Below are 25857 nucleotides of genomic sequence, written 5' to 3'. Positions count from 1 at the left end.
CCTCAAAGGTTCAGAGCGTGCAGGAAACGCAGCCCTGAACCTGCGTGCCTTCGAGCGCCATCTGGCGAAGCCGGATGTAGTAAATGGTCTTGATGCCCTTCTTCCAGGCATAGATCTGCGCCTTGTTGATATCGCGCGTGGTTGCGGTATCGCGGAAGAACAGCGTCAGCGACAGGCCCTGGTCGACATGCTGAGTGGCCGCGGCATAGGTATCGATGATCTTTTCCGGCCCGATCTCGTAGGCGTCCTGGTAATAGTCGAGATTGTCGTTCGTCATGAAGGCGGCCGGATAATAGACACGGCCGATCTTGCCTTCCTTGCGAATCTCGATCTTGGAGACGATCGGATGGATCGAGGAGGTCGAGTGGTTGATGTAGGAAATCGAGCCGGTCGGCGGCACGGCCTGCAGGTTCTGGTTATAGAGCCCGCCTTCCATGACGGCTTTCTTCAATGCGAGCCAATCTTCCTGCGTCGGGACGGCGATGCCGGCGGTTTCGAAGATTTCCGCGACGCGCTCGGTCGCCGGCTTCCATTCCTGATTCGTATATTTGTCGAAATATTCGCCGGAAGCATATTTCGAATTCTCGAAGCCCTTAAAGCTCTGGCCGCGCTCGACAGCGAGCAGGTTCGAGGCGCGAATGGCGTGGTAGGTGACCGTGTAGAAATAGATGTTGGTGAAGTCGACGCCTTCTTCTGAACCGTAGAAAATGCGCTCGCGGGCGAGATAGCCGTGCAGGTTCATCTGGCCGAGGCCGATCGCATGGCTTTCGTCATTACCCTTTTCAATCGAGGGTACGGAGGAGATATGGCTCATGTCGGAGACGGCGGTCAGCGCCCGGATCGACATCTCGATCGTCTTGCCGAAATCCGGGCTGTCCATTGCGGCAGCAATATTCAGAGAACCGAGATTGCAGGAGATGTCCTTGCCCATATGCTTGTAGGAGAGGTCGTCATTGTACTCGCTTGCTTCGCTGACCTGCAGAATTTCCGAGCAGAGATTGCTCATAGTGATGCGGCCGGCAACCGGATTGGCGCGGTTCACCGTATCCTCGAACATGATGTAGGGATAGCCGCTCTCGAACTGGATCTCGGCGATCACCTGGAAGAATTCGCGCGCCTTGATCTTCTTCTTGCGGATGCGGCTGTCGGCGACCATCTCGCGATACTTCTCCGTCACCGAAATCTCGGTAAACGGCACGCCATAGACGCGCTCCACGTCATAGGGTGAAAAGAGGTACATATCCTCGTTATTCTTGGCGAGCTCGAAGGTAATGTCGGGAATGACCACGCCGAGCGATAGCGTCTTAATGCGGATCTTCTCGTCGGCATTTTCACGCTTGGTGTCGAGAAAGCGCATAATGTCGGGATGGTGAGCATTCAGGTAGACGGCACCGGCCCCCTGCCGCGCGCCAAGCTGGTTGGCGTAGGAGAAGGAGTCTTCCAGCAGCTTCATGACGGGAATGATGCCGGACGACTGGTTCTCGATATGCTTAATCGGCGCGCCGGCCTCGCGGATATTGGTGAGCGACAGAGCGACGCCACCGCCGCGTTTCGACAGCTGCAGCGCGGAATTGATAGCGCGGCCAATCGATTCCATGTTGTCTTCGACACGCAGCAGGAAACACGAAACCAGTTCGCCGCGCTGCTTCTTGCCGGCATTGAGGAAGGTCGGCGTTGCCGGTTGGAACCGGCCTGAGATGATCTCGTCGACCAGATCGCGCGCAATCTGCTCACTGCCCTGCGCCAGCGTCAGCGCGACCATGCAGATGCGGTCTTCATAACGCTCGAGATAGCGCTTTCCGTCGAAGGTTTTAAGCGTATAGCTGGTGTAGTATTTGAACGCGCCGAGGAAGGTCGGGAAGCGGAACTTCTTGGCATAGGCGTGATCGAAAAGATCGCGCACGAAATTGAAGGAATATTGATCCAGTACCTCCTGCTCGTAATAGCCTTCTGTCACCAGATAATCGAGCTTTTCCCTCAGGTTATGGAAGAAGACCGTGTTCTGGTTGACGTGCTGGAGAAAGTACTGCTTGGCCGCCATGCGGTCCTTATCGAGCTGGATCTTTCCGTGCTCGTCATAGAGGTTCAACATGGCGTTCAGGGCGTGATAGTCCAAAGCGGTTTCCGCGGCCTTGGCTTGCCGGTCATTCGCGGGATGAGAAAAAGTATTATGCGGCTTTTCGCCCGCGTCCCGCGACAAAGAAGAGCTTAGCGTATCCAAAATCGTTCCAATCCATGTCTGACATTGGTGACATCCTCATCCGTGCCCAGAAGTTCGAACCGATAGAGATACGGCACCTGGCATTTGGCAGAGATGATGTCGCCGGCGATCCCGTAGGTCGCACCGAAGTTGCTGTTGCCCGCGGCGATGACCCCGCGGATGTTCGAACGGTTGCCCGCATCGTTGAGGAAGCGGATCACCTGCTTGGGCAAGGCCCCCTTGCCGCCTTCGCCGCAATAGGTCGGAACGATCAGGACGTAGGGTGAGGCCGCACGAAACTCGTCTCCCACGGCAAGCGGGATACGAGCAGCCGGCAATGCGAGCTTAACAACGAAGCGATGGGTATTTTCCGACCGGCTGGAGAAATAGACGATTTCGCCCACCGCCCGGATCCTTAAGTGAGAGCGCTGATCATGTCGGGACGGAAGCCGGCCCAATGCTGTTCACCGGCAACAACGACGGGAACCTGGCGGTAGCCCAGACCCTGCACCAGTTCATAGGCAGCGGCATCGGTCGATACGTCGACGATGGTGTAGTCGATGCCTTGGCGATCAAGCGCGCGGGTCGTTGCTGTGCACTGGACGCAGGCGGGCTTGCTGTAGACGGTGATGCTCATGAGATATCCTCGTATGGATGGGCATGGAAAATCGCTCGGGCATCGGGTGATGCCCGCTCGTCGGGTGAAAAGTGGAGGCAAACCTAGCGGGCGGCCGGACGCTTTTAAGCGTCCGTCACTCGCGCCGGCGACTATGGATACTCAGGAACATGCACTTCACCCCGAAGTTCTTCAGCGAGGTATTCGAGGAAGCGACGGCGGCCATCATGCCGCATGGATCATCGCTCGCCAGCCGGACACCCCGCCCGTGGACGTCAATGCTCAAGGCAGGTCTCCTGGCTCGCGGGTCATAACATTCGTCTCGCCTTCCCAAGACACGGGGTCTCAGTGACGTCATCGAACGAATGCTCACCGCTCACAGTTGCGGGGGCAGCTCCGGCTTAGCGATCATCATGTTCGCCGACCGGATTCCCGTCTTAGCCTCCAATCCTTGCGAATCAGAAGAACCTCGAACACTATATATAGTATCTTCAGTTAAAATTGCGTCAACTGCTTCGATGGCCTCAAGCCCATTTCGATGTTGATGAATTCCGACAATCTCGCCTGATGCGTGCACAGGGGGGGCTGGACAGATACAGCGTTATTTCATTACGCTGCACATGTAATGTTATTACATAAAGGACCCTTCATGCCTAACACGAACTCTGGTATCCTCCTGGCGGCCTCATCCCTGGCTTGCGCCCTCCTGTTTGCCTTTCCATCGTTTGCCGACGACGAAAAGGAGATGGAAAGCTGGCGCCTATTCGTCGCCGATCACAGCCTGCCGATCGTCCGCGCGATCGATGCCTCGAGTGGGAAGGAAATCGGCCGATTCGATCTTGACGGCCATGCCTCCCTGTCTCTCAGTCAATCCGGCCGCACCATATTTGCCGTGCAAGACGAAAAGAATGTGGTCCACGCGATAGCAACCGGCATATCCCTCTCCGACCACGGCGAACATCGCGATATCGAGCTTTCCGATCCGAAATTGCTTCCAGCATCGATCAAGGGCGAAAAGCCCGGGCATGTGGTGACACACAGCAACGATGTCGCGATCTTCTATGATCGCGACGACAAGTTCGATCTCCTGTCCGAAAGTGACCTTGCCGAAGGCAAAGCAGATATTCGTTCGTTCCGGACGATCGCCGCCCACCATGGCGTTGCCGTTCCGATGGGCAACCATCTTCTCGTGTCGGCGCCGAACATGGAGGCACCTCTCAAGGAAGGCGAATTGCCGCCGCGCCTCGGCTTGCGCGTGTTAGACCGAAAGGGAGAACAGGTCGGCGATATCAAGCGCTGCACAGGGCTTCATGGGGAAGCGACCTCCGCCCGGCTGGTTGCCTTCGGCTGCGAGGAAGGTGTCCTGATCGCGCGCCCTGGCGGCATCGACGGCCCAAAGGTTGAGATGCTTGCCTATGCCCCCTCCCTGCCAAAGGGCAAGGTCTCGACATTGCTCGGCGGCACGTCCATGCAATACTTCCTCGGCAATTATGGTGAGCAGAACGTCGTATTGATCGATCCGGACAATTCTGACCAACCATACAAGCTGATCGAACTGCCGACACGACGGGTCGATTTCGTGCTCGATCCGGCAAAGCCGCAGATCGCCTACATTCTCACGGAGGACGGCAATCTGCATCTTCTTGATGTCGTGAAAGGCGCGATCGTGAAATCCGAAACCGTTACCGAGCCTTACAGCAAGGACGGCCACTGGCGCGACCCGCGGCCTCGCCTGGCGATGGCCGGCAACCTCGTCGCCATTACCGATCCCCGCCACAGCCTCGTGCGCATGGTCGATAATCAATCGCTGAAGGAAGTCCGCAGCATTCCCGTCGAGGGGCAACCCTTTGCAATCGTTGCGGCTGGCGGATCGGGAGCGGTGCATTGAGAGCCTGAGATGTAGAGATTGCGATCCGTCTCAGATCATTGATTGTTGGCAGCCAGTCTCTGACTGCCGCCGCCTATTTGGAGCGCCATGTTTTAAGCGCGATGCCATCGATCGCGACCTGTAGATCATCGCAACGGGAGCCGGTTGCGCGGCCAGCTCCCGACAATTGACGATCGATAAGAATCCGATTTGCCAAGCTCGCTCGTGATATCAGGCAGCGTGCGGACGAAACATTGCGTTCGCGGCACTCTCCAGACGAAGCTTCAGTTCGTAAGCCACAGCGCAGATTGCCAAAGTGACAACGGAAATCGGGATAAACGACACGGCGGACAAGAGCCCCATACGATCCAACCCATAGGCGATCAGCAGCACAACGGTCTGGTGGAGAACGTAGTAGGTGAGAACCGCCCTGTTGAGATAGCGGATCACGGCGTTTTCCGATCGGCACCAAATCCTCGCATAGCCGAGAACGGCGACGATCGCGCACCACTGGAACGTACCACCAAGCACCCTCCCTACAGACAGCCGCCACATTTCTGGATCACTGGAAGGCAGGCTGGGAAACAGGCATACCAAAGCCACCGCGCAAGCGACCGTCAGAATCAATGCCGGCCTCCGCATGTTGACAATTGCATCCCAGCAATCGTCACGCGTTGCCATCACAGCTCCCATAAGGAACGCGGCCATATAAACGGCATGACTGTACCAATCGGTCAAAAACTCCAGTGATGGGGGAAAAATTGGTCTCAAGACAAGCCGCAGGAAGATAAATAGCAAGGCGGGCGCTACCAGTACCCATTTGCCCGTAAGCCAGGGTACAAGCCTCCCTGAAGCTCGGTCGAGCAGGCCAGAGCGCCCTGAGGCGAACGCCCATATCGACGAACGGTACCTCTCCGAAGCACGGCAGCCCTCCGCCAAAAGCATGAGGCCGATGACGACGCTTGACACTCAGCCCACGAACTTTTATTGATACGTATAACTAATACGTATAAGCAAAGTGAATGATGACAAACGGACGAGCAACGCAAAAGGATGTCGCAAGGGTTGCGGGGGTCTCGCAGGCTACCGTCTCCATGGTGCTGAGCGGCGGCGGAGCATCCATCCCGGCGGAGACATGGGAGCGTATCACCAAGGCGGCAAAGGACCTTGGCTACGTGCCAAACCGTTTTGCACAAGCGCTCAAGACGAGCCGCACGATGACCATCGCCTGCATCGTGCCTGACATCACCAATCCGTTCTATCCGTCTTTGATCCGCGGCATTCAGTCGGTCGCTGACGGCCAGAACTACGATGTGATCACGGTCAACACCGACGGAACGCCCGAGCGGGAACGTCATTTTCTCGATTGGGCCCGACAGGGCCGTGTCGATGGCGTGGTCGGCGTCTTCTTCACGCTGAAGGCCAAGGATTTCAATCCCTTGGTCGAAGCCGGCGTTCCCATAGTAAGAATTGAATCATCCAAGAAACGCGGCGGCGAAATCCCGATCGACGACATCTATGTCGACAGCAGGGCGGCGGCGCAGACGGTGACGGAATATCTGCTGGGCCTCGGTCATAAGCGCATCGCGCTCGTCGCCGGGCGCGGCGGTCCGCAAGCCCACCGTATCGAGGGTTATCGTAAGGCGCTCGCAGAGTTCGGCCATCCCGACCATGTTGTCATCGATGACGAATTTTCCGAGATGGGCGGCGTCCGCGCGGCCGAGAGCATCCTCAGCGGCGATTTCAGACCGACCGCCGTCTTCGCCGCAAACGACCTGATGGCGATCGGGGTGATGCAGTCGCTGCGCGAGCGCGGCATCCGCATCCCCGAAGATATCGCCGTCGTCGGTTTCGACGATATTTCCGCCGCCAAGCTTGTCACCCCAACGCTGACGACGGTCGCGCAGTTTCAATGGAAAATGGGAGAACGTGCCGCGCAGACACTGATGGATCGCCTGCGCGGAGAGAAGACCGGTGCTGGAACCGCCGTTGAAATGCCCTTCGATCTCATCGTCAGGGGTTCGACGAGCAACGAATAAAACCAAATCGGGAGGAGAAAACCGATGCACAGACGTACAGTTTTGAAAGCCGGCTTCGGCCTGGCTGCCCTGCCGCTTTTGTCCCGCTTCACCTTCGCGGCGGATCAGAAGCCGGTATCCTTCTGGTACGAATCCGCTTCGCCGGAGAACCAGGATAACCTCAAGAACATTCTGATCGACCCGTTCAATGCGGCACATCCCGAAGACCTCCTGAGTATCGATTTCCGCGGCTCGGATCTCGACAAGCAGCTGCGCGTCGCGATGCTGGCCGGCACAGGCCCCGATGTCGTCTTCACGGCCGGCCCGAGCTATGTCGCGGCAATGGCACAGGCCGGTCAGCTTATGCCGCTTGACGACTACGCCAAGAAATACGGATGGGACGAGCGTCTGCTGCCGCTCTTCCTCGATCTCGGCCGCTACAACGGCAAGCTCTATGCGCTCGCGAAGACATACGAAACGCTCGGCCTCTTCTACAACAAGACCTTGTTCGAACAGAACAAATGGAAGGTGCCAACGACGATATCTGATTTCGAGGCGCTTGCCGACGAGATGAAGGCCAAGGGCCTGACCCCATTCGGTGCCGGCAATGCCGACTGGCGCCCGGCCAACGAGCATTATGTCTCGATCGCCATCAATTCTATTGCCGGACCCGAGAATGTCTACAAGGCGCTGACAGGCGCCATTTCGTGGACAGATCCAGCCTTTGTCCACTCGATCGACAAGCTCGCGGAGTGGTGGGACAAGGGATATTTCGGCGATAACTACTTCTCGCTGACACTGGAACAGGCCTTCGCGCAGATCGCCAGCGGCCAGGCCGGAATGGCACCGACAGGCACGTGGAATTTCACCAACGTCCAGACCTATTTTCCGCAGAACAACGCGGAGCCCGGCTTCGTCGGCTTCCCGAGCGAGAAGGGCGATCCGATCTTCGCACTTGGCATCGGCTCGACGCTGTCAATCAACGCCAAGTCAGGCAATGCCGATGGCGCCGCTGCCGTTCTCGATTACATGTTCACCGACGACTACTATAGCAAGATGAACTCGGTCTGGCAGGGCGAATGGAACCTACCGCTGGCCGATCTCTCCAAGGTCAAGCTCTCCGATAAGGTCCTGCCTCTTTACGAGGACGCCATGAAGCAGCTGGCAGGCGCAGTCGCCGCCGGCAAATACGGTTACACGACCTGGACCTTCCTGCCGCCGGCCACAGACACATACCTGGTCAGCGGCATGGAAGAGGTCTGGCTCAAGAAAACGAAGTCGGCCGACTTCCTGAAGAAGCTTGACGAGACCTTCAAGCAGGAACGCGACGCCGGCAAGGCGCCGGCGGTCCCACCCCGCACCTGACAAGCCGCCGCAGGACGGCGTTGAAAGCGCCGTCCTCGTCCGGAGGATATTATGCACCGACTTTATCTCGTTCCGACGATGATCATTAATATCATCATCGTCCTCGTCCCTGCTTTGCTGACGGTGGCACTCGCCTTCTGCAATTGGGACGGCATTTCCCCGCCCACCTTTGCGGGCCTCGACAATTTCCGCGCGCTTGCCGGTGACCGCGTCTTCTGGCTGGCGCTCGGCAACAACATCATCTGGACCATCGTCTTCCTGACGGTGCCAATCCTCATGGGGCTGCTTGCCGCCTCGATGCTGCTGATCGTGCGCCGCGGCAGCAATTTCTTTCAGGTCGTCTATTTCCTGCCCGTCGTCATCGCGACCGCGATCACGGCCCGCATCTGGCAGGGTATGATCTATAGCCCCGTGACCGGTGTCTTCGGCCTCCTCAAAAAATACGGGCTGCCGATCCCCAATCCGCTGACCCAACCGCCGATCGCGCTGTTCGGCGTCGCGACCGTCGACCTCTGGCACTGGTGGGGTTTTCTCTGCGTCATTTTCTTCGCCGCACTCCGCCAGGTGCCGCAGGAACAGATCGAGGCGGCCCGCATCGAGGGCGCGACCTATGTCCAGATGATGCGCTATGTGCTGCTTCCCGGCATCCGGCCGACGATCACGCTGATGATGATCATGACCGTCATCTGGTCATTCCTCGCCTTCGATTTCGTCTACATCCTAACCCAAGGCGGCCCAGCTTTCTCCAGCGAACTGCTTTCGACACTCGCCTATCGCAAGGCCTTTTATGATCTGAACGTCGGACAAGCGGCCGCCGCAGCCCTCGTCATCAGCCTGTTCGGGTTGATCGGCACCTTCTTCTACGTGCGCATCCAGACCAGGGAGGGCGAACAATGAGGCTCGTGGAAAGCCGGCTGACCCTCTGGGTCTGCTATATCCTTCTCGGCATCTTCGCCTTCATCGCCCTCTTCCCGATCGCGCTTCTGGTGCTGAACTCGCTGAAGCCGGCGGCTCAGATCGTGCAGAATCCGCTCGGGCTGCCGCAGCCGATCCGCTGGCAGAATTTCACCAATGCCTGGAACCACGCGAAATTTTCGCAGACCTTCATCAATTCGCTGATCGTCTCCGGCACGACGATCGCGCTCGTCTGCACGACATCGTCGCTGACGGCCTATGTCATCGCGCGCCGCAAGATCAAAAGCTGGAAGATCTTCACCTTCTATCTGCTGGCGACCACGACCGCACCGATCCAGCTCTATATCTTCCCGCTCTATTTCGGCTTCGCCAAGCTCGGGCTCATCAACAACATCTTCGGCGTGGCACTGATCTACACCGCGCTCTACAGCCCCTTTGCCGTGATGCTGCTCAGAACCTATTTTCTGGCGGTTCCAAAGGAGCTTGAGGAAGCAGCGATCGTCGACGGCGCTACGCATTGGCAGGTCTTCTGGCGGGTGATGCTGCCGATCGTCTCGCCGGGCATCCTCACCGTGGCGCTGATTATCGGATTGAACTCCTGGAACGAGTTCCTGATCGCCACGACCTTCCTGCAGAAACAGGAGAACATGACAGCCGTCATCGCCTTCTTCCTGCTGTCCGGCCAGTACAGCTCCGATTGGGGGGAGATCATGGCCGCAGCGCTCATCATCGTCGTGCCTGTCGTCGCGCTTTTCGTCTTCATGCAGAAGCGCTTCATCGAAGGCATGGCTGGCGGCTCCGTCAAAGGCTGAACGAATTTATCGATAAATGGAGTAAGCAATGCAGCTTCCGAACGACTATCTCGAACGCGTCTATGCTGGTGTCCTGGGCAAGCTCATCGGCGTCTATCTCGGCCGCCCCTTCGAGGGATGGACCTACCAGAAGATCATGGAAGAACTCGGCCCTATCGAATATTACGTGCATGAACGCCTGAACCAGCCGCTCGTCGTCACCGACGACGATGTCGCCGGCACCTTCACCTTCATCCGCGCGCTGGAAGATTACGGCATCAAGCCGAACCTCTCCGCCGAAGAAATCGGCAAGGCCTGGCTCAATTACATCGTCGAGGAACGCGCGATCCTCTGGTGGGGCGGCAACGGCAACTCCACCGAACACACCGCCTGGCTTAATCTCAAGAAGGGCGTGCCGGCCCCGCAGTCCGGTTCGATCACCACCAATGGCCAGGGCGTTGCCGAGCAGATCGGCGCCCAGATCTTCATCGATGGATGGGCGATGGTCGCCCCTGGCCAGCCGGAACTCGCGGCCAAGCTTGCGGAACAGGCCGGCAGGGTCAGCCATGATGGCGAATCCGTTTATGCCGCCATGCTGTGGGCAGCGATGGAAGCCGAGGCTTTCGTCACCTCCGACATCGACCATCTGATCGATACCGGGCTGAAGCAGATCCCGAGCGACAGCCAGATCGCCCGGCTGATTGCCGACATCAGGGCCTGGCACAAGGCGCATCCCGATTGGCGCGACACACGCCAGAAGATCCAGGACAATTACGGCTACGACAAATATCCCGGCAACTGCCATATCATGCCCAATCACGCACTGATGATCATGACGGTGCTCTATGCGCCGCACGATTTCCAGAAGGCGCAGATGATCGTCAATACGTCGGGCTGGGATACGGATTGTAACGCCGGCAATGTCGGCTGCCTGCTCGGCATAATGAATGGCCTTGATGGACTTGCCGAAGGCCCCGACTTCCGCGGCCCCATCGCCGACCGCATGCTGATCTCCTCAGCTGACGGCGGCAACTCCATCAACGATGCCGTGCGCCAGGCCTATTTCCTGACAAATCTCGGTCTACAGCTTGCCGGCCATCAATCGCTCGAGGCTCCGAAGAACGGCGCGCAGTTTCATTTCTCGCTTCCCGGCAGCCAGCAAGGCTTCCGCCCACTGACAGGTCTCGGCGCGACAAGCGGCGTGCGTGTCGGCAATACCGAATTCGAAAGCGGGCGCGCGCTGACGATCGATTACGAAGCCCTCGGGCCGGCGCAAAGCGCCGTGGTGACGACGCCGACCTTCTCGCCGCGCGAAATGCTCGACATGCGCACCTACGACCTGATGGCGACGCCGCTCGTCTATCCCGGCCAGACGGTAAAGGCCCGCGCCAAGGCCGACGCGCAGAACCGCGGCACAATCGAAGCGCGTTTACGCATCCGGATCTATGATGAACGCGACCAATTGAGCGACATCGACTCGGCGCCGGTTGTCATAGAGCCCGGCTCGGAAGCCATTCTCGAATGGACCCTTCCTGAGACCGACGGCCAGCCCATCGCGGAGATCGGCATCACAGTAGCCGGCAGCGGGAGGCGCGCCGATGGCCGCGTGTTCCTGGATTATCTCCGCTGGGACGGCGCGCCCCAACTGACATTGAAGCGCCCGGCTGGCGACGGCGATTTCTGGCGCATGGCCTGGGTGAACGGCGCAAGCTTCTTCTCCAAGCGCTTCCCGGCCGCCTTCCGCATCGCGCAGAACCGAGGCGAAGGCATCATCATTCACGGCACGCGCCAATGGACCGATTACCAGGCCTCAGGCCAAGTTATGATCCATCTCGGCAATTACGGCGGCCTTGCCATCCGTGCTCAGGGCCTGCGCCGATACTACGGCGCACGCGTGACGCGCGACGGCAAGATGCAGATCGTCAAGGTGCGCGACGAGGAAACCAAGGTTCTTGCCGAAACCGCCTTCAAGACCGGGTTCGACAAGCTTATCGCCATGAAGGTCTCGGCGCAGGGTGCGCGCATCACCTTCGAGGCCGACGGTGTTTCGGTGACGGCGGAAGATACCGCCGCCGATGCCTTTCGTGACGGCGGCGTCGGCCTTCTCATCCATGAAGGCGCCTTGTCGTCGAACGAGATCCGGATAGGAGGAGTATGATGGCAACGGTCACCATCGATAAGGCACGCAAGGCTTATGGCGCCGTGGAGGTTCTCCACGGCGTCTCGGCCGACATTGCCGACGGCGAATTCGTCGTCCTTGTAGGCCCCTCGGGCTGCGGCAAGTCAACCCTGCTCAGGATGATCGCCGGCCTTGAAGATATTACCGGCGGCACGATCGGCATCGGCGGGCGCGTCGTCAACAACCTGCCGCCCAAGGAACGCGACATATCCATGGTCTTCCAGAATTATGCGCTCTACCCGCATATGACGGTCGCTGAAAACATGGCCTTCTCGCTGACACTTGCCGGAGCCGCCAAGGAAGAAAAGCAAAAGCGCGTGGCACATGCCGCGCAGATTCTCGGCCTCACCGATCTCCTCGGGCGCTATCCCCGCCAGCTCTCCGGCGGCCAGCGCCAGCGCGTCGCCATGGGCCGTTCGATCGTCCGCAATCCGCAAGTCTTCCTGTTCGACGAACCTCTGTCCAATCTGGACGCGAAGCTTCGCGTCGCCATGCGTGCCGAGATCAAGAGCCTGCACCGGCGCCTGGCAACGACGACCGTTTACGTCACCCACGACCAAGTTGAAGCCATGACCATGGCCGACCGCATCGTCGTCATGAACGGCGGCCATATCGAGCAGATCGGTAAGCCGCTCGAGCTTTACGACAACCCGCAAAGCACCTTCGTTGCCGCATTCATCGGCTCGCCGGCCATGAACCTCCTGAATGGACGCTACGACACTGATGGCGGAAAGCCTGTCTTCAAGACCAATGAGGGCATCCTGCTGCCCCTGCCTGACAATGCACCCAGGGTTTCCGGCGTGGAAGGCGTCTACGGCATCCGGCCGGAATATTTCACCCTCTCGCCCGCAAATGTCGGCATTCCCGCGCGCGTGGTGGTCGTCGAGCCGCTTGGTTCCGAGACGCATATAACGGCGACGGTGGGCGGGCAGACAATCGTCACCGTCTTCCATGACCGGCTCGATATCGAACCGGAAGAGACGATCTGGCTGCAACCGCGGACGGAACGGATCTGCCTGTTCGATGCTGGCGGGCGCCGGCTGACCGATAAGGCCGTCGAGCGGGACCTGCAACATTCGTGACGCCAAAGCGCCGTCGTAAGGCGGCACTTCAACCCGCGCCATGTCGAATTTGCGGGATACCTGCTCGATCAGTTGATCGGCCCGGCGACACCGGTCCTGACAGCCATATCGGCAAGGCTGACATCGAGTGTTGCCGGATCGATCGACTGGCGCACCTTCAGCAACATATTGCCGAGGTCCTCCATCATCTCACGCACAAACTTCTCCGTGCGGTCGCGATCTCCCGAAACGATGAAGCGCAACAGCGATATATGGCTTTCGACAGTCGTCTCCATCGGGGCGCCAGGGCCGAGATAGGTGTGATAGATCCATCCGGTACGGCGATAGAGCGTCTGGAGTGGAATGAGCGTGTTCGCCAGGAGCGGCTCTCCGGATGCCGTCAGGATCGCTCTGTTCAATAGCCGGTCGGTGACATTGAATCGCTCAAGGCTGAGTTCCGCCTTGGAAGCCTCCAGATCGGTAATGAAGGTTCTGAGGATCTTGTGATCCTGAGGCGTCGCCCGCTCGGTCGCAAGCCCGCAGGCAATCGCCTCCATTTCCGTACGCAAGGGAAGCAAGGTCCGCTCCTGCGCCAGATTGACAGGCGCGATCCGTAGGCCCGAGCGCGGACTGACATGGATGAGCTGATTTGCGGAAAGGCGCTTGACCGCATCATGAACGGGCGTGCGGCCGAGCCCCGCCTGCTGCTGCAACTGCTGGATCGTGTAGCGTGCGCCGGGCATCAGTTCTGTGGAAACGATCATGCTTTCAAGGCGATCATAGGCCTCCTCCGACAGGCTTCGAGACTGTTTTTCCTTCTTGACCATCGCGCTGTCGATCTTTTCCCGCTCCAACTCACCAACGTCCCTCCCGCCCGATTCACGAGGGTCGGCATTGACTTTTGGCTTATATCAAAATCATTGCCTCATGTGAAATTTCAGATTACTAGCGTGATATTTCTTAGAGGGAGGAGTTTATGACAATCGAACACGCATCAGCTGTTTGCGCCATGCGCCGGCCATCCACCAATCGACGCTGGTGGATCGGCGCGCTTCTCGCGCTCGGCGTTCTCGTCAATTATTTCGACCGCGTGAACCTGACGGTCGCTTCGCCGCTCATTCAGGACGATTTTCACATCGGCCCTGCAGAAATGGGCATCCTGTTCAGCGCCTTCGGCTGGACCTACGGTTTCCTGCAAATTCCCGTCGGAATGCTGCTTGACCGTTTCGGCGTAATGCGGGTCATGCGTTGGAGCACATTCTCCTGGGGTGTCGCCTCCGTCATCACGGCCTTTTCGACGGGCATGCAGACGCTTTTTCTTTCCCGCATGCTTCTGGGCGTAGCGGAAACTCCGGGCTTCCCGGCCAATTCGAAGGCGACCGGCTATTGGTTCCCGCGCCATGAACGCGGTCTCGCAACCGCACTCTTCGATGCTGCCGCGAAATTCTCCAATGTCATCGCCATCCCGCTGGTCGCCTTCCTGATGCTGCATTTCGGCTGGCGCGGCGGCTTCCTGGCGACGGCTATCATCAGCTTCGTCTTCTTTGTCATGTTCTGGCTGTTCTACCGCGACCCCAGTGCCGACAGGAACCTTTCCGATGAGGAGCGGGCCTATCTGAAGGCCGGCGGCGCTGCCCAGGAAGGCGAAGCCTCGGCCAATGCCGTCGGCATGCTCGGCTACCTCCTGCGCAATCGCAAGGTCTGGGGCCTTTCCATTGGCTTTGCCGCCTATGGCTATGCTTTCGCCCTCTTCATCTTCTGGCTGCCGGATTATCTGGTCAAGGAGATGCACATGGACATCCTGAAATCGGCAAGCTTCACGACGATCCCATGGATCTTCGCGACGATTTCGGATCTCCTGATCGGCGGCTGGCTGATCGACCATCTCATCCGCAAGGGCCACGACGAATCCAAGGTTCGCAAGTCGATCATCGTTTTCGGCATGCTGATGGGTCTTGCCGTCGTCGGCGCCGGCCTCACGGCCGATCCCTATTGGGCCATTCTCTGGATCACGATTTCGCTGAGCGGCCTTGCCGCTGCCGCACCGGCCGGATGGTCGATCCCCGCGCTGATCGCTCCCAAAGGTGGCGCGGCCACGGTTGGCGGCATCATGAACTTCCTCAACAGCGTCACCGGCATCGCCGCGCCGATCATCACCGGCTTCATCGTCGGCGCTACGCAGTCCTTCAGCCGCGCCTTCCTTCTGGCCGGCGCGATGCTGGCGATCGGCATCGTCTCCTATGTCTTCGTCCTCGGCCGCATCGAACCGATCGCCGATCCGAAGGCATGATTTAGATCCTTAGACCATGAAAGGATTCCCATGAAAATCACCAATGCGAAGGTCATCGTCTGCTCGCCCGGACGCAACTTTGTCACGCTCAAGATCGAGACGGACGAAGGGATTTACGGCATCGGCGACGCCACGGTGAACGGCCGCGAACTGGCCGTCGCCTCCTATTTGCAGGATCACCTCGTTCCCTGCCTCATCGGCCGCGATGCATCGCAGATCGAGGATATCTGGCAGTATTTCTACAAGGGCGCCTATTGGCGCCGCGGCCCGATCACTATGGCGGCAATCGCCGCCGTCGACGTGGCGCTGTGGGACATCAAGGCCAAGGCGGCCAACATGCCGCTCTATCAACTGCTCGGTGGCGCCAGCCGCACGCATATGCTGGCCTATACCCATGCCAACGGCGAGACGATCGAAGAGACAGGTGACAAGGTCGCCGCCTTCAAGGAACAGGGGTGGAAGGCAATCCGCGTGCAGAGCGCCGTTCCCGGCCTGCCCATCACCTATGGCGTCGAAAAGGTCGGTTCGCTGGCCCAGGCGGAAGACAAGCCACGGGAAACGCTATGGGATACGCCGACCTATCTGCGGTTCCTGCCGAAGCTCCTCGACCATCTGCGCGATCGCTTCGGTTATGATCTCCACCTGCTGCACGATGTCCACCATCGCCTGACGCCGCAGGAAGCGGCAGGGCTTGCGAAGGACGTGGAGCGCCACAGGCTCTTCTGGCTCGAAGACGCAGTTCCAGCCGAAAACCAGGAATCCTTCCGCCTCATCCGCCAGCATTCGACCACGCCGCTCGCACTCGGCGAGGTCTTCAACTCGATCCATGATTGCCGCCAGCTGATCCAAGAACAGCTGATCGACTATATCCGCACGACGCCGCTGCATGCCGGCGGCATCACCCATGTGCGGCGCATCGCCGATCTCGCCGGCCTCTATCACATCCGCACGGCCTGCCATGGCGCGGCCGACATGTCGCCGATCACGATGGGCGCGGCTCTGCATTTCGATCGCTGGGTGCCGAATTTCGGCATTCAGGAATATGCCTTCCATCCGGACGAAGCCAAAAACGTCTTCCCTCACGAATGGCATCTGAAGGACGGCCATCTCTACAGCGGCGAAAAGCCGGGCCACGGCGTCGACTTCGACGAGAAAGCGGCCGAGAAATATCCGTATCGGCAGGCCTATCTCGACGTCGCGCGGCTTTCCGATGGGACCATGTGGAGTTGGTGATTGTTTCAGGGCGGGCCGGCTTACCCGAGCCCGCCGGCCTTTTCATTGACATCGCTTTCGCGGATGCGGTCGGCAAGATCCAAAAAATTCTGCCGCATCCGGCGCAAGGTGAAATCAAGGCCGAATAGACGGCCGGTTTCGCTGAAGCCCATCGATTGGGCCTCTGTCGAATTCTGCAGAGCGCTGAAAGCGGCTTCGAAGGCCTCATCACCGGCGGAGAGCACCTTGGGATCGATCTCGCCGCCTGAACGAAGCGCCCGGCCACATGCTTCCGCGAAGCGGGCCTGTGCCTCGAGCACTTGCCCTGCTTGCGGCCCGATCGCTTCGACGATCGCCGGTGGGAAGGGCGTTTCCACGATATGGCTGACATAGGTCATGTCGTTGCGAATGCGCCAGAGAGAGCGAGGGATGGCCTCAGAAATCCCATGCTTCGTCAACCAGAAGGCGCGCTCGCGCTGGGCGTCGGTCAAAAGCGTTTCCGTTGCCATCAGCGATTGACGCAGCGCGATATTGGCTTCGGAAGCCGAGACCGGCTCGCCTTTTTCGACTGCGGTTGCCAGAGTGCGCAATATCTGCGCCATGACATCGAGGGCCGATCCGAAACGATCGAGCACCATGGTCCGCGAACGCGTTGGCAGGATGAAGAGGCTGGCGAGCACGCCCACGACACCGCCCAACGTGATCTCGGCGATGCGGTCGATGACGAAAATCTCGACGGGAACGGCGGCGGAATGCGTCAGCATGACGATCGCCGCCGTCAACCCTGCATTGCGCAGGCGAGGCACGCGCGCCGACACAAAGCTAGAAAAGCCGACGACACAGATAAGTGCGATCCCGATAGCGAGCGGCTCGTGCGGTGTGACGAACACCGCTGCTCCTCCGAGCATAGCTCCGGCGACGGTCGCCACCAGACGGTCGACAGCCATGCCGGCGGTGGCGCCGACCGATGCCTGCATGACGATCAGCACCGTGAAGACGGCCCAATAGCCTTGCTGAAGTTGCAGAAGCTGGGAGACGGCATAGGTGATCGTGCAGGCGATCATGACACGCAACGCCTGCACCGCCGCGCGCTTGGTCTGGATCAGCGATATCCTGGGCTTTGGCGGGGGCTGGCTTTGAGGCGATACGGGTTCCGTCATCGCGCTACTTTTGGTCTGAAAACGTATGCTGACAATGGCCGTTAGGGTCTTGCCCCCTCCCCTGCTGCAACGCCGATCGCGGGATGAACCCGCGAATTACAATGGCAGTGTTCGGCCTGATATGGAAGGAGAGCGAATAATGGCAAATCATCCGATGGCTCGCCGTGTCCTCTGCGGAAGCACGGCTTTGACTGACCGCTACGGATCGGATTTTACGCTCAAACGGTGGCGGACGCCGCAGATGTCGGCGAGGTCTCCTCAACGAGAACCTGTCGCAGCCGTGCTTCCTGATCCGGTGAAAGCGAGGTGCGCAACAGCCGCGCATGCTCGCCCTTGAATTCGGCGAGGACCTTCTCGGGCTGAACCCTGCGGATCAGCAGGAAGAGCGCGGAACTATGCACCGGAATGGTTTCGGCGAGCTTTTCGATGAGGCCGTCGTCGATGCCGTAATCGGCCATCGATCCGGCGAGAGCACCGGAGCCGGCACCGATCGCACCGCCGACCACCAGGCCCGCAAGAGGATTGAGGAAGATCAGGCCAACGAGCGAGCCCCATAACGCACCCGAAAGACCGCCGCTTGCGGCACCGGCAGCGGTCAGATTGACGCTCTGCTTGAGACGGACCTTACCGGATTCGTCGCGAATGGCGATAACGGCATCTTCCAGATCGATCAGATATTCCTTCTCGAGCTGAACGAGACGATTAAGGATAGCATCCGCCTTATCGGCATCATCGAAACCAAGCACTATGAGTTCTGACATCGAAATCCTCCGGGTGGTGTTGTCGAGACAAGAAGTAGGGCATCGGGCCGACTAGTGAACAGCCGTGCTGATCAACCGGTAAGGATGAGTAGCATTGAACTGCGAGATCATTGCGACAGCCTGCTGCAGCAATTCTTCCGCTTGTTCGGGATCGTCGCGCGCCAGTTCGTCGGCATGGATGCGGATCGCTTGCGCCATATTGGTGGAAAGCGCCGCAAATTGCTGATTGCCTTCGACGAGAGCCTCGCGTGCGTTGCCCTCGAGCGTCCGGGCGGCGTCGATGAGGATTTCCTCGCGCTCTTCGACGGTGAGGTCTTCGATGGTTCTGGTTCTATCTTCCATTTTGGTCACTCCTAACAGACGTGATTGCAGCCGAGCTCATAAAGCCTCGACTGCTACTCACGTAGGAAGACGCAAATTCGGGTTCAAGGTTCCCTTCTACCCATCTCGCCCGCCGCGAAACCTTGTCGTCACGTGGCAGCCGATACGGAACAATGCGGCTGCCGTACTGTTTGATTGATATGGCCCGGCCGCCTTTTCACGCGGAAAAGCTCCCGGCCGTGCCGCATTCGACGTGACGCGAGATCTTGCGGATCAGACGAACAGGAAAATCGACATGACGGACACGCAACAAGACAAAGGCAATGCAAGGGCCGAGCATGACGCTACGCATCATGGCATCGGACCCGTTCCGGCCGACCAGACCAAAGGCGAGATCGACGCGGCGTCGGAGCACGTCAAGGAGCGCACTCCCGACGACCTGCCCAATATCGAAGCGGAGAAGGAGGCCGTGCGCCAGCACGACGATGCCTTCGTCGTAAAGAGCGATCTCGAAGATGCGGATGAGCGTGAGGCTGCACCAGGAACCCGCGAGCAGCCGTAAGCTTCATCGGGATGATTTCACCCGCTCCATCCTTTTGCAATCAAGAACAGGAGACAGCCATGACCGAGACCGACGAAAACGCCCGCGTTTGGGAGCTGGTCGACAAGATCGGCTTTTGCATGTTGACCACGCAAATATCCGGCAGCCTGCGCGCCCGGCCGATGGCGGCGCATCCGGAGCCAATTGAAAATGCAATCTATTTCCTGACGGATGTTGCGGGCCACAAGGATGAGGAAATCGCCCGCTGGCCGAATGTCTGCCTCGCCTTTGCCGACACCAGGGGTCAGAAATACGTTTCGATATCCGGAACGGCTGAAGTCAGCAACGACCGCGAACGCGTCAGAGATCTCTGGTCCACGGGCGCCAGGGCCTGGTGGGATAGTGCCGACGATCCCTCGATCCGTGTTTTGAAGGTAACGCCTGTCTTCGCCGAATATTGGGATAGCCCCGGCAGCATCATCAGCTACATCAAGATGGCGGCCGCCGCAGTCTCGAATAGAAGACCCGACATGGGCGACAATGTAAAGGTCGAGCTTTAGCCTTTAGCTGGAGCCATGCCGCGCATAGATGGCGGCATGGCTTGCCTCAAGCCCTGAGAAGGGCGCGAATTGCTATTCTTCCCATTCCTCGTCATCGGCGGAAAGCAGATCCACCAGCGCTGCCACCTTGCCGTCTGGCAGATGGCGGCCTTCGCCGATCAAAGCCTCATCGCTGTTGACCCAAGCCCATGCCTCGGACAGTTCCGTCGGCGTTGCACCTGTCGCAACGATATCAGCGATAAGGGTCTCGTCTACAGGGCCGAGTACGGAGGTGACGTCTTGTGAAGTCAATATCATGTCCTGCTCCTCTTCCTGTTTGTCAGACCATGAGCATCCCTGGAATATAGAAACTTAGGGATGAACTTCCACCCGTGATCAGGCCGCGTCAGTATGAAATATCTCCATCAATCGATTGAAATATCTGGGAAAAGATCCCACTCGCCGGCAAAGGAAAATCTTGCCGGTGAGGGAGGTCGTTTGCATATCGCTGCGCGGTTCGCCGAAATATGGGGCGCCAGCTTTGAAAAGCGCAGGAGATCAAAGCGGTGTTACGTGGGGAAAGCGCTTACTCCGCAGCCACAGCAACAGCATCCCGAGTTTCCTCAAGCGCACGCACCAGCGGAATGACGTGCTTGCCGAAATATTCGACCTCCTCCTGGAAATGCAGGAAGCCGAGAAGGATCAGATCGGCACCCGCCTGCTTCAGAGCGATAATGCGCTCGGCAACCTGCTGCGGCGTGCCGATCAGGTTAGAGCGGAAACCGTCATTATACTGCACCAGATCTTCGAAGCTGGATTTCGCCCAATTGCCCTCGCCTTCCGGTGAAGCCTTGCCGGCATTCTTCACCTCGTGCCCGAAGGCCTTGACGGCATCGGGATTGGCTTTCTCGACAATCTCGGCAAGAACCGCCTTGGCTTCCTCTTCAGTCTCGCGCACGATCGCGAAGGCGTTGACGCCGATGCGCACATGATGGCCGTTCGCTTTTGCCTTGGATTGGATATCGTCCACCTGCTTGGCAATTTCCTCGGCCGTATTGCCATTGGTGAAATACCAGTCAGATACGCGCGAGGCCATGTCGCGGGCCGCACGCGACGAGCCACCCTGAAAAATTTCCGGCTGCGGATCGATCGGCTTCGGCTTCAGCGAATAATCGGTGAACCGATAGAAATCGCCACGGAAAGTGAAGCTGTCTTCGGTCCAGATGCCGCGCAGCGCCCGGATGAATTCCTCCGAGCGGCGGTAGCGCTCGTCATGATCGAGCCAGTGCTCGCCGATGGCCGCGAACTCGCCGCGAAACCAGCCGCTGACGATATTGACGGCGACACGGCCGTTGGTCAGGTGGTTGATGGTGGCGATCTGCTTCGCTGCCAGCGCCGGCGTCCATGGCCCGGGCAGGATTGCCGCAATGACTTTCAATTTCGTCGTCGATTCCAACAGGGCATGGCTGAAGGAAACGGATTCATGCTGAAACTCCGCGCCGTAGCCCGCCGTGAAGCGTATCTGGCTCAGCGCATAGTCGAAACCACTCGCCTCGGCGATCTGCGCAAGCTTTCTGTTGTAGTCGATCGTCCAGCTCGTGCGCTGCTCGATGTTCGAGATGACCAACCCGCCCGACACGTTCGGCACCCAGTAGGCGAATTTCAAAGCGTCTCTGTTCGCATCGCTCATTGATATCTCCCGGTTTGAATTGTCCTCTGCCGAGTACAAGGATGAAGATTCCAACCCATTGCGATTACATTCTATAGATTCTCTAGATTATCGAACAAACCTATCCCAAGTTTCAGCTGTTTTGCGAAAAAGCTGCGTTGCGAACCTCGCCCGATGGGGACGATGACGTGACAAGGAAGCTTGGGGCCTAAAGGTGGAACGGCCGTCGAAGGCCATAATGCAGCCGCAAAGCGCGCAAATCAAAGCGCCGCCGTCCCCATACCTGAGCGGACAATCGACCCGAGATCGCATAGGTCTCGAGCTGTCAGAATGTTGGGCCGGCTCCGCCGTTCTTCAGCGTGAAATAAGCAAAGGCTGCTACGAAAAATGCAATGATGGCCAAAATCGCCAGCAAACGCTTGAGCCAGGGAGGCGTTTGTCTCGGCGGTTTCGGCTTCGGACGGCGTTCAAACTTGATGACATTATCGGACATGACAATCGATTAGCGAAGATCAAATGGTTTGCCAATCCTGTACGAACGCCAACGATGTGACGTTTCCGCCATCGGCCAGATTAAATGCTCCATTCATCCAAACTCTCAATCTTGTCCGCTACGCTTCGGGGTGGCGGATAGTCGATTGAAGCTCACACATCCCGAAGGTGCCTTCTTGAATATCCTCAATAAAATTCGCCCCTGGAGCCCGCAGCAGCGTGCATTGATCGTCCCCTTCCCGGCAGAACAGGATCTGGCCGAACGCAAATCCGCGGCAACCAGCGCCGACGGCCCGATTGTGGCGTTTTTTACCGAAGGCAGTTTTTACGAACAGGAAAAGGAGCGTATGGCCCATTCGGCGGAGCGGATCGGGCTGAAGGTACATGCAACGGCAGTGCCCAGCGCCGGCAGCTGGGTACTGAATGCCGGGCTGAAACCCGGCTTCCTTCTGCAGGAAAGGGCGAGGCTGCGCGGGCCTATTCTTTATGTCGACGTCGATGCAGTCTTCCACCGCAATCCCTGGCCGGAGCTTCGTAAACTCGAATGCGATATTGCAGTCTACTATGAGTTCGATGCCCGTCTTATCAGCGCGACGATTCTCATCAACGACACGCCCGGCGCGGCGGAGCTCATCGAGCGCTGGCGGGAAGGATGTCTTGCCAAGCCTGACGTGTGGGATCAGGTGGTTCTGGAGGAAATCATCGCCGAGGACGCAGCGAGCGCGAAACCCCAATTCCGTGTAGCCAGACTGCCTGCGTCATTCTGCTGGATATTCGATCGGGTCGAGAATGGTGCCGTCAGCGAGGTCTTCATCGAACAGCTCCAGGCAAGCCGCGAGGCGACCAAGCGCAAACGCTGGTTTGGCCGCATCGGCAAACGGCTGAAGCGCCGTCGCGATCGTGTCGAGGAAATCGAGCGCGTCCTAAACGGTGACAATTAGGGCACGCTTCGAACGAGCCTGCCACACGATCAAACCTGAATCACAGCATGTCGCCCAGCGTCCAATGATTGTTCCATCGCGCATCGATCTCATCCTCGACATTCTGATAGCGAATATCGGTGGAAAGGCGCAGTCTGCGCTGGCTGTCCTGATTAGTGGTGGCGGCGTGGATCATGAACGGTGAATGGAGCATGACGTCGCCCGCCTCATAATCGGCGACCAGCCAGCGCGTGTCGAAGCGCTCAGCCATGCCAGGCAGATCTTTCGAAACCCAGCCACCCTCCGTCATATTGCGGTTGAACGCGCTGACACGCTCTTCGGGGCTGAGATCCCTGTTCTTTTCGCCAAACTCCCGCTCCATCTCTCGGCCGATCGCGTGCGATCCCTCCAGATAGGTCAGCCCGCCCATTTCGATCGGGATATCGCCGATCGGTATCCATGCCGTGACGATCCGGCTGGTGCCGCCGCGAAGATAGACCAGATCATAATGCGCCGGCGTCGCCGTCGCCGTTCCCGGCCGCACATGGCGCATAATCTTGCGCTTATGCAGATAGGAGATGCCCGACAGGAAGTCATCCATGAAGCGCGAAAGACGCGGCTGCGCGCAAAAGCCTTCATAGGCGACCGAGCGCACGAGCGACATCAGGCAACGATCGAGCTCCCTGCCTTCCGGCGCCGAAGCGGACGATATCCCATCCCTCGGATCCGTTCCCTTCTCGATCAGCCCCGTCTTCGCCATGTGACCGAAGACCCAGCCGCGAAAATCGATCACGTCCTTGCGCGGCAGAAATCCCTTGAGCCACACATAGCCGTTCTCCTCGTAGAGCGTACGGATTGCCTCAACACCGATGCTCGGATCGGTCGGGGTGAGATAACCGAGCCGATCGGGCGCGGTGGAGAGAACCTTTCCATTGGCAACAAGGTTAAGTGCACTCTTGTCGGAAAGGACGTTCTGCATGGGAATCGACATTTCACTCGCCTATGGTTTGATTTGATTGCCCATTGAATCTAGCAACCAGCGATGCTTCACTACATGGACGAAAGTGATACTGGACTTTTCGCTCACCATGACATCGACAACACATGCCATCTACCGCTCGCCACTTGCCGCCGCCGGAGGACTGGCCGTCACCGGCAGCGGCAAGCAGCATGCCATGCATGCCGTTAGAGCACGGAAGCTGCCGAGCTATGCGGTGGTGCTCGTCGAAAGCGGCCAAGGCTTTCTCGAAACGGATGCCGGTGGCCGCAGAAGCGTGAAAGGCCCGGCGCTCTTCTGGCTCTTCCCGAACCGCCAGCACTCTTATGGTCCCGATGCGCAAGGCTGGAGTGAGCGATGGGCGCTTTTCGAAGGCTCTCTCGTGCGCGACTTCCTGCGACTGCGCCTCATCAGCGAGCAGAATCCGCTCACCGCCCTTCGTAATCTCGATAATGTGCAGCGTCTCTTCGGCTCCATCCACGACGACCTTATCGAAGACACCAACCTATCGAGAGCCGCTGCTTCATCCGCTCTTCATCAGATCGTCATTTTGGCTGCACGGCAGGCGAGCCAAATCGCCCCCTCTCCTCGGCAAGGTTCGGATATCGGCGAGATCATCGAGGCTCTTCGCCAAAGAGCAACAGAAGCTCTCGACATGGCGGCTTTCGCAGCTGAATACAGCATGTCGCCCGCCACGCTGCGCCGAAAAATCACGGCGGAAGTCGGGCTGCCGCCGAAGGGGTTTCAGCTTCGCCTGCGCATGGACCGTGCAAAAGAGTTGCTGACGATGACAGACGACAAGATCGAGATCATCGCCTCAAAAGTCGGATTCGATGATCCGTTCTACTTCTCCCGGCTATTCCATGAGCGCGAAAACTGCACGCCGCGCGATTTTCGCGCCCGCTACCGGAGAAGCTGATCGATCAAGATAGGCCGAACACGTCGCAACGGCCCTTGTCAAGCCGCATCATTCCCCGACGGCGCTCGCTCCAAATTCCGGCGCCGCCAGGCCGCCGGTGCCTCCCCCACCCGCTTGCGGAAAAAGCGTGAGAAATAGGCGGGATCTTCAAAGCCTACTTCACGACCAATATCCTCGACGGAGCGGATGGTGAACATCAGCAGACGCTTGGCTTCCAGCAGCCGCCGGTCCAAAAGCATTTCCTTGACGCTGTGTCCGAACACCTCGCGCGCCGCCTTATCGAGCAGATGCGGCGTCGTGGCGAGCAGGTCGACATAGTTGCCGACCGGCCAATCGCTCTTGTAATGGTGGTCTATGGCGCTGCGTAGCGCCAAGGCAAGCGTCACGGTCGGTGAAGCTGAAGGCAGCGCCGCGCTGCCGCCAAACCGGTTCATCAGCGACAGCACGACGCCGATCAGCCCCAGCATGACTTTTTCGCTTTGGCCGCCGCGCTCGCGATATTCGGCGCTGACCATTTGCAGCAGCGTGTCGATCTTTTGCCAGGAAGGATCGTCCGGCCGCGCCGTCAGAAAGGTCGGCACGTCAAGGCTTAGATCCACCTGAGGTACCAAAGCCTTTAAAGTATCGTCCGATATCGAGACGACGATGGCATCGGACTGATCGTCGACATCGAATCCATGAATGATGTTACTCGGCACGAAGCTGATCGTCGGAGCGGAAAAATTCCAAGTCCGATCCTCGATCCGGTAGCGACCGCCGCCCTTGTACCAATAGGTGATCTGCCCCATCAACGGGTGTTTATGAGACGCGACATGCCCAAAATGCAGCGTTTTACGGTCCATGACCGTTTCCACGTGCAGAAATCCGACGTCAAGCGCCCGGCTCGGCACGCCATAAACAAAGAAATTCGGGATTTCGTTCTTCTGCGACATGCCGGAAAAAGTACCAGCGAATTGCCCCCTTTGTCCATGGTCGCGCCGAGGGTTCGGACGTAGCATTGATCATGATCTCAAGGGAGGAATAC

Annotated in this window: 27 protein-coding genes and 1 riboswitch; of the genes, 13 read left to right on the top strand and 14 right to left on the bottom strand. The window is 58.8% G+C overall.

Annotated features, from left to right (window positions below):
- Positions 1-10: 10 nt before the first annotated feature.
- From nrdE to AC13RC_RS16460, 4 genes are all read right to left on the bottom strand, one after another.
- Positions 11-2116, bottom strand: a complete 2106-nt coding sequence (nrdE, locus tag AC13RC_RS16475; protein WP_488557818.1) for a class 1b ribonucleoside-diphosphate reductase subunit alpha — start codon at positions 2114-2116, stop codon at positions 11-13.
- 92 nt (positions 2117-2208) lie between these two features.
- Complete coding sequence (nrdI, locus tag AC13RC_RS16470) at positions 2209-2604, bottom strand: class Ib ribonucleoside-diphosphate reductase assembly flavoprotein NrdI (protein ID WP_488557817.1); 396 nt, start codon at positions 2602-2604, stop codon at positions 2209-2211.
- Positions 2605-2615: 11 nt separating this feature from the next.
- Complete coding sequence (nrdH, locus tag AC13RC_RS16465; RefSeq protein WP_488557816.1) at positions 2616-2837, bottom strand: glutaredoxin-like protein NrdH; 222 nt, start codon at positions 2835-2837, stop codon at positions 2616-2618.
- 115 nt (positions 2838-2952) lie between these two features.
- Positions 2953-3102, bottom strand: a complete 150-nt coding sequence (locus AC13RC_RS16460; RefSeq protein WP_156090755.1) for a hypothetical protein — start codon at positions 3100-3102, stop codon at positions 2953-2955.
- A riboswitch (cobalamin riboswitch) is annotated at positions 3086-3303 on the bottom strand. Its footprint overlaps the gene before it by 17 nt.
- A gap of 162 nt (positions 3304-3465) precedes the next feature.
- On the opposite strand from AC13RC_RS16460, the gene AC13RC_RS16455 reads away from it, so the two are divergent.
- Positions 3466-4704: a hypothetical protein gene (locus AC13RC_RS16455; RefSeq protein ID WP_488557815.1), complete on the top strand. Its 1239-nt coding sequence runs from the start codon at positions 3466-3468 to the stop codon at positions 4702-4704.
- Positions 4705-4914: 210 nt separating this feature from the next.
- Here the strand turns inward: AC13RC_RS16455 and AC13RC_RS16450 are convergent, their stop codons facing one another.
- The gene (locus AC13RC_RS16450) at positions 4915-5628 is read right to left on the bottom strand and encodes an acyltransferase family protein (protein WP_488557971.1); all 714 of its coding nucleotides are present in this window, start codon (positions 5626-5628) and stop codon (positions 4915-4917) included.
- A 77-nt stretch (positions 5629-5705) separates the two neighbouring features.
- Here AC13RC_RS16450 and AC13RC_RS16445 point away from each other — a divergent pair, with 77 nt between their 5' ends.
- From AC13RC_RS16445 to AC13RC_RS16420, 6 genes are read left to right on the top strand one after another with little or no spacing between them, the layout of a single operon-like run.
- Positions 5706-6722 carry a LacI family DNA-binding transcriptional regulator gene (locus AC13RC_RS16445; protein WP_488557814.1) on the top strand — a complete coding sequence of 339 codons (1017 nt, stop codon included), beginning with the start codon at positions 5706-5708 and terminating at the stop codon, positions 6720-6722.
- A gap of 24 nt (positions 6723-6746) precedes the next feature.
- Positions 6747-8066: an ABC transporter substrate-binding protein gene (locus tag AC13RC_RS16440; RefSeq protein WP_488557813.1), complete on the top strand. Its 1320-nt coding sequence runs from the start codon at positions 6747-6749 to the stop codon at positions 8064-8066.
- 51 nt (positions 8067-8117) lie between these two features.
- On the top strand, positions 8118-8963 hold the full coding sequence (locus AC13RC_RS16435) for a carbohydrate ABC transporter permease (RefSeq protein WP_112342902.1): 846 nt from the start codon (positions 8118-8120) through the stop codon (positions 8961-8963).
- Positions 8960-9793 (top strand): carbohydrate ABC transporter permease, encoded by an 834-nt coding sequence (locus tag AC13RC_RS16430; RefSeq protein ID WP_488557812.1) that lies wholly within the window; start codon positions 8960-8962, stop codon positions 9791-9793. Before AC13RC_RS16435 ends, AC13RC_RS16430 begins: the two co-directional genes overlap by 4 nt.
- Positions 9794-9821: 28 nt before the next feature.
- A complete protein-coding gene (locus tag AC13RC_RS16425) occupies positions 9822-11930 on the top strand; it encodes an ADP-ribosylglycohydrolase family protein (protein ID WP_488557811.1) in 2109 nt (702 codons plus the stop codon).
- Positions 11930-13033 (top strand): ABC transporter ATP-binding protein, encoded by a 1104-nt coding sequence (locus AC13RC_RS16420; RefSeq protein ID WP_488557970.1) that lies wholly within the window; start codon positions 11930-11932, stop codon positions 13031-13033. The genes AC13RC_RS16425 and AC13RC_RS16420 overlap by 1 nt, the downstream gene beginning before the upstream one ends.
- A gap of 68 nt (positions 13034-13101) precedes the next feature.
- On the opposite strand, the gene AC13RC_RS16415 is transcribed toward AC13RC_RS16420, so the two are convergent.
- Positions 13102-13866 (bottom strand): GntR family transcriptional regulator, encoded by a 765-nt coding sequence (locus AC13RC_RS16415; RefSeq protein WP_488557810.1) that lies wholly within the window; start codon positions 13864-13866, stop codon positions 13102-13104.
- 122 nt (positions 13867-13988) lie between these two features.
- On the opposite strand from AC13RC_RS16415, the gene AC13RC_RS16410 reads away from it, so the two are divergent.
- Positions 13989-15302 carry an MFS transporter gene (locus tag AC13RC_RS16410; RefSeq protein ID WP_488557809.1) on the top strand — a complete coding sequence of 438 codons (1314 nt, stop codon included), beginning with the start codon at positions 13989-13991 and terminating at the stop codon, positions 15300-15302.
- Positions 15303-15332: 30 nt separating this feature from the next.
- Entirely contained in the window at positions 15333-16535 is a 1203-nt protein-coding gene (gene manD / locus AC13RC_RS16405; RefSeq protein WP_113389521.1) for a D-mannonate dehydratase ManD, read from the top strand.
- A gap of 20 nt (positions 16536-16555) precedes the next feature.
- Here the strand turns inward: manD and AC13RC_RS16400 are convergent, their stop codons facing one another.
- The 3 genes from AC13RC_RS16400 to AC13RC_RS16390 form a co-directional block, all read right to left on the bottom strand.
- Positions 16556-17674 (bottom strand): FUSC family protein, encoded by a 1119-nt coding sequence (locus tag AC13RC_RS16400; RefSeq protein WP_488557808.1) that lies wholly within the window; start codon positions 17672-17674, stop codon positions 16556-16558.
- A 218-nt stretch (positions 17675-17892) separates the two neighbouring features.
- Positions 17893-18435 (bottom strand): DUF1269 domain-containing protein, encoded by a 543-nt coding sequence (locus AC13RC_RS16395; protein ID WP_488557807.1) that lies wholly within the window; start codon positions 18433-18435, stop codon positions 17893-17895.
- Positions 18436-18486: 51 nt separating this feature from the next.
- On the bottom strand, positions 18487-18777 hold the full coding sequence (locus tag AC13RC_RS16390) for a hypothetical protein (RefSeq protein ID WP_145319757.1): 291 nt from the start codon (positions 18775-18777) through the stop codon (positions 18487-18489).
- A gap of 274 nt (positions 18778-19051) precedes the next feature.
- On the opposite strand from AC13RC_RS16390, the gene AC13RC_RS16385 reads away from it, so the two are divergent.
- On the top strand, positions 19052-19318 hold the full coding sequence (locus AC13RC_RS16385; protein WP_488557806.1) for a hypothetical protein: 267 nt from the start codon (positions 19052-19054) through the stop codon (positions 19316-19318).
- Positions 19319-19377: 59 nt separating this feature from the next.
- Positions 19378-19857, top strand: coding sequence for a pyridoxamine 5'-phosphate oxidase family protein (locus tag AC13RC_RS16380; RefSeq protein WP_113350915.1), 480 nt, complete (start codon positions 19378-19380; stop codon positions 19855-19857).
- Between the two features lie 72 nt (positions 19858-19929).
- Here the strand turns inward: AC13RC_RS16380 and AC13RC_RS16375 are convergent, their stop codons facing one another.
- The 3 genes from AC13RC_RS16375 to AC13RC_RS16365 form a co-directional block, all read right to left on the bottom strand.
- On the bottom strand, positions 19930-20154 hold the full coding sequence (locus AC13RC_RS16375; protein WP_113329267.1) for a hypothetical protein: 225 nt from the start codon (positions 20152-20154) through the stop codon (positions 19930-19932).
- A 268-nt stretch (positions 20155-20422) separates the two neighbouring features.
- Entirely contained in the window at positions 20423-21526 is a 1104-nt protein-coding gene (gene sfnG, locus AC13RC_RS16370; protein ID WP_488557805.1) for a dimethylsulfone monooxygenase SfnG, read from the bottom strand.
- Positions 21527-21830: 304 nt separating this feature from the next.
- Complete coding sequence (locus AC13RC_RS16365) at positions 21831-21998, bottom strand: hypothetical protein (protein ID WP_173002466.1); 168 nt, start codon at positions 21996-21998, stop codon at positions 21831-21833.
- Positions 21999-22143: 145 nt separating this feature from the next.
- Between AC13RC_RS16365 and AC13RC_RS16360 the strand changes: the two genes are divergently transcribed.
- Positions 22144-22938, top strand: a complete 795-nt coding sequence (locus AC13RC_RS16360; protein ID WP_488557804.1) for a putative nucleotide-diphospho-sugar transferase — start codon at positions 22144-22146, stop codon at positions 22936-22938.
- 40 nt (positions 22939-22978) lie between these two features.
- On the opposite strand, the gene AC13RC_RS16355 is transcribed toward AC13RC_RS16360, so the two are convergent.
- On the bottom strand, positions 22979-23908 hold the full coding sequence (locus AC13RC_RS16355) for a phytanoyl-CoA dioxygenase family protein (RefSeq protein WP_488557803.1): 930 nt from the start codon (positions 23906-23908) through the stop codon (positions 22979-22981).
- Positions 23909-24005: 97 nt separating this feature from the next.
- Here AC13RC_RS16355 and AC13RC_RS16350 point away from each other — a divergent pair, with 97 nt between their 5' ends.
- Positions 24006-24833 carry a helix-turn-helix domain-containing protein gene (locus tag AC13RC_RS16350; RefSeq protein WP_488557802.1) on the top strand — a complete coding sequence of 276 codons (828 nt, stop codon included), beginning with the start codon at positions 24006-24008 and terminating at the stop codon, positions 24831-24833.
- Between the two features lie 38 nt (positions 24834-24871).
- On the opposite strand, the gene AC13RC_RS16345 is transcribed toward AC13RC_RS16350, so the two are convergent.
- The gene (locus AC13RC_RS16345; RefSeq protein WP_488557801.1) at positions 24872-25765 is read right to left on the bottom strand and encodes a helix-turn-helix domain-containing protein; all 894 of its coding nucleotides are present in this window, start codon (positions 25763-25765) and stop codon (positions 24872-24874) included.
- Positions 25766-25857 lie beyond the last annotated feature (92 nt).

It is taken from the genome of Martinezella sp. CNPSo 3890, assembly GCF_057784455.1.
This window is presented reverse-complemented; position numbering and strand designations above follow the sequence as displayed.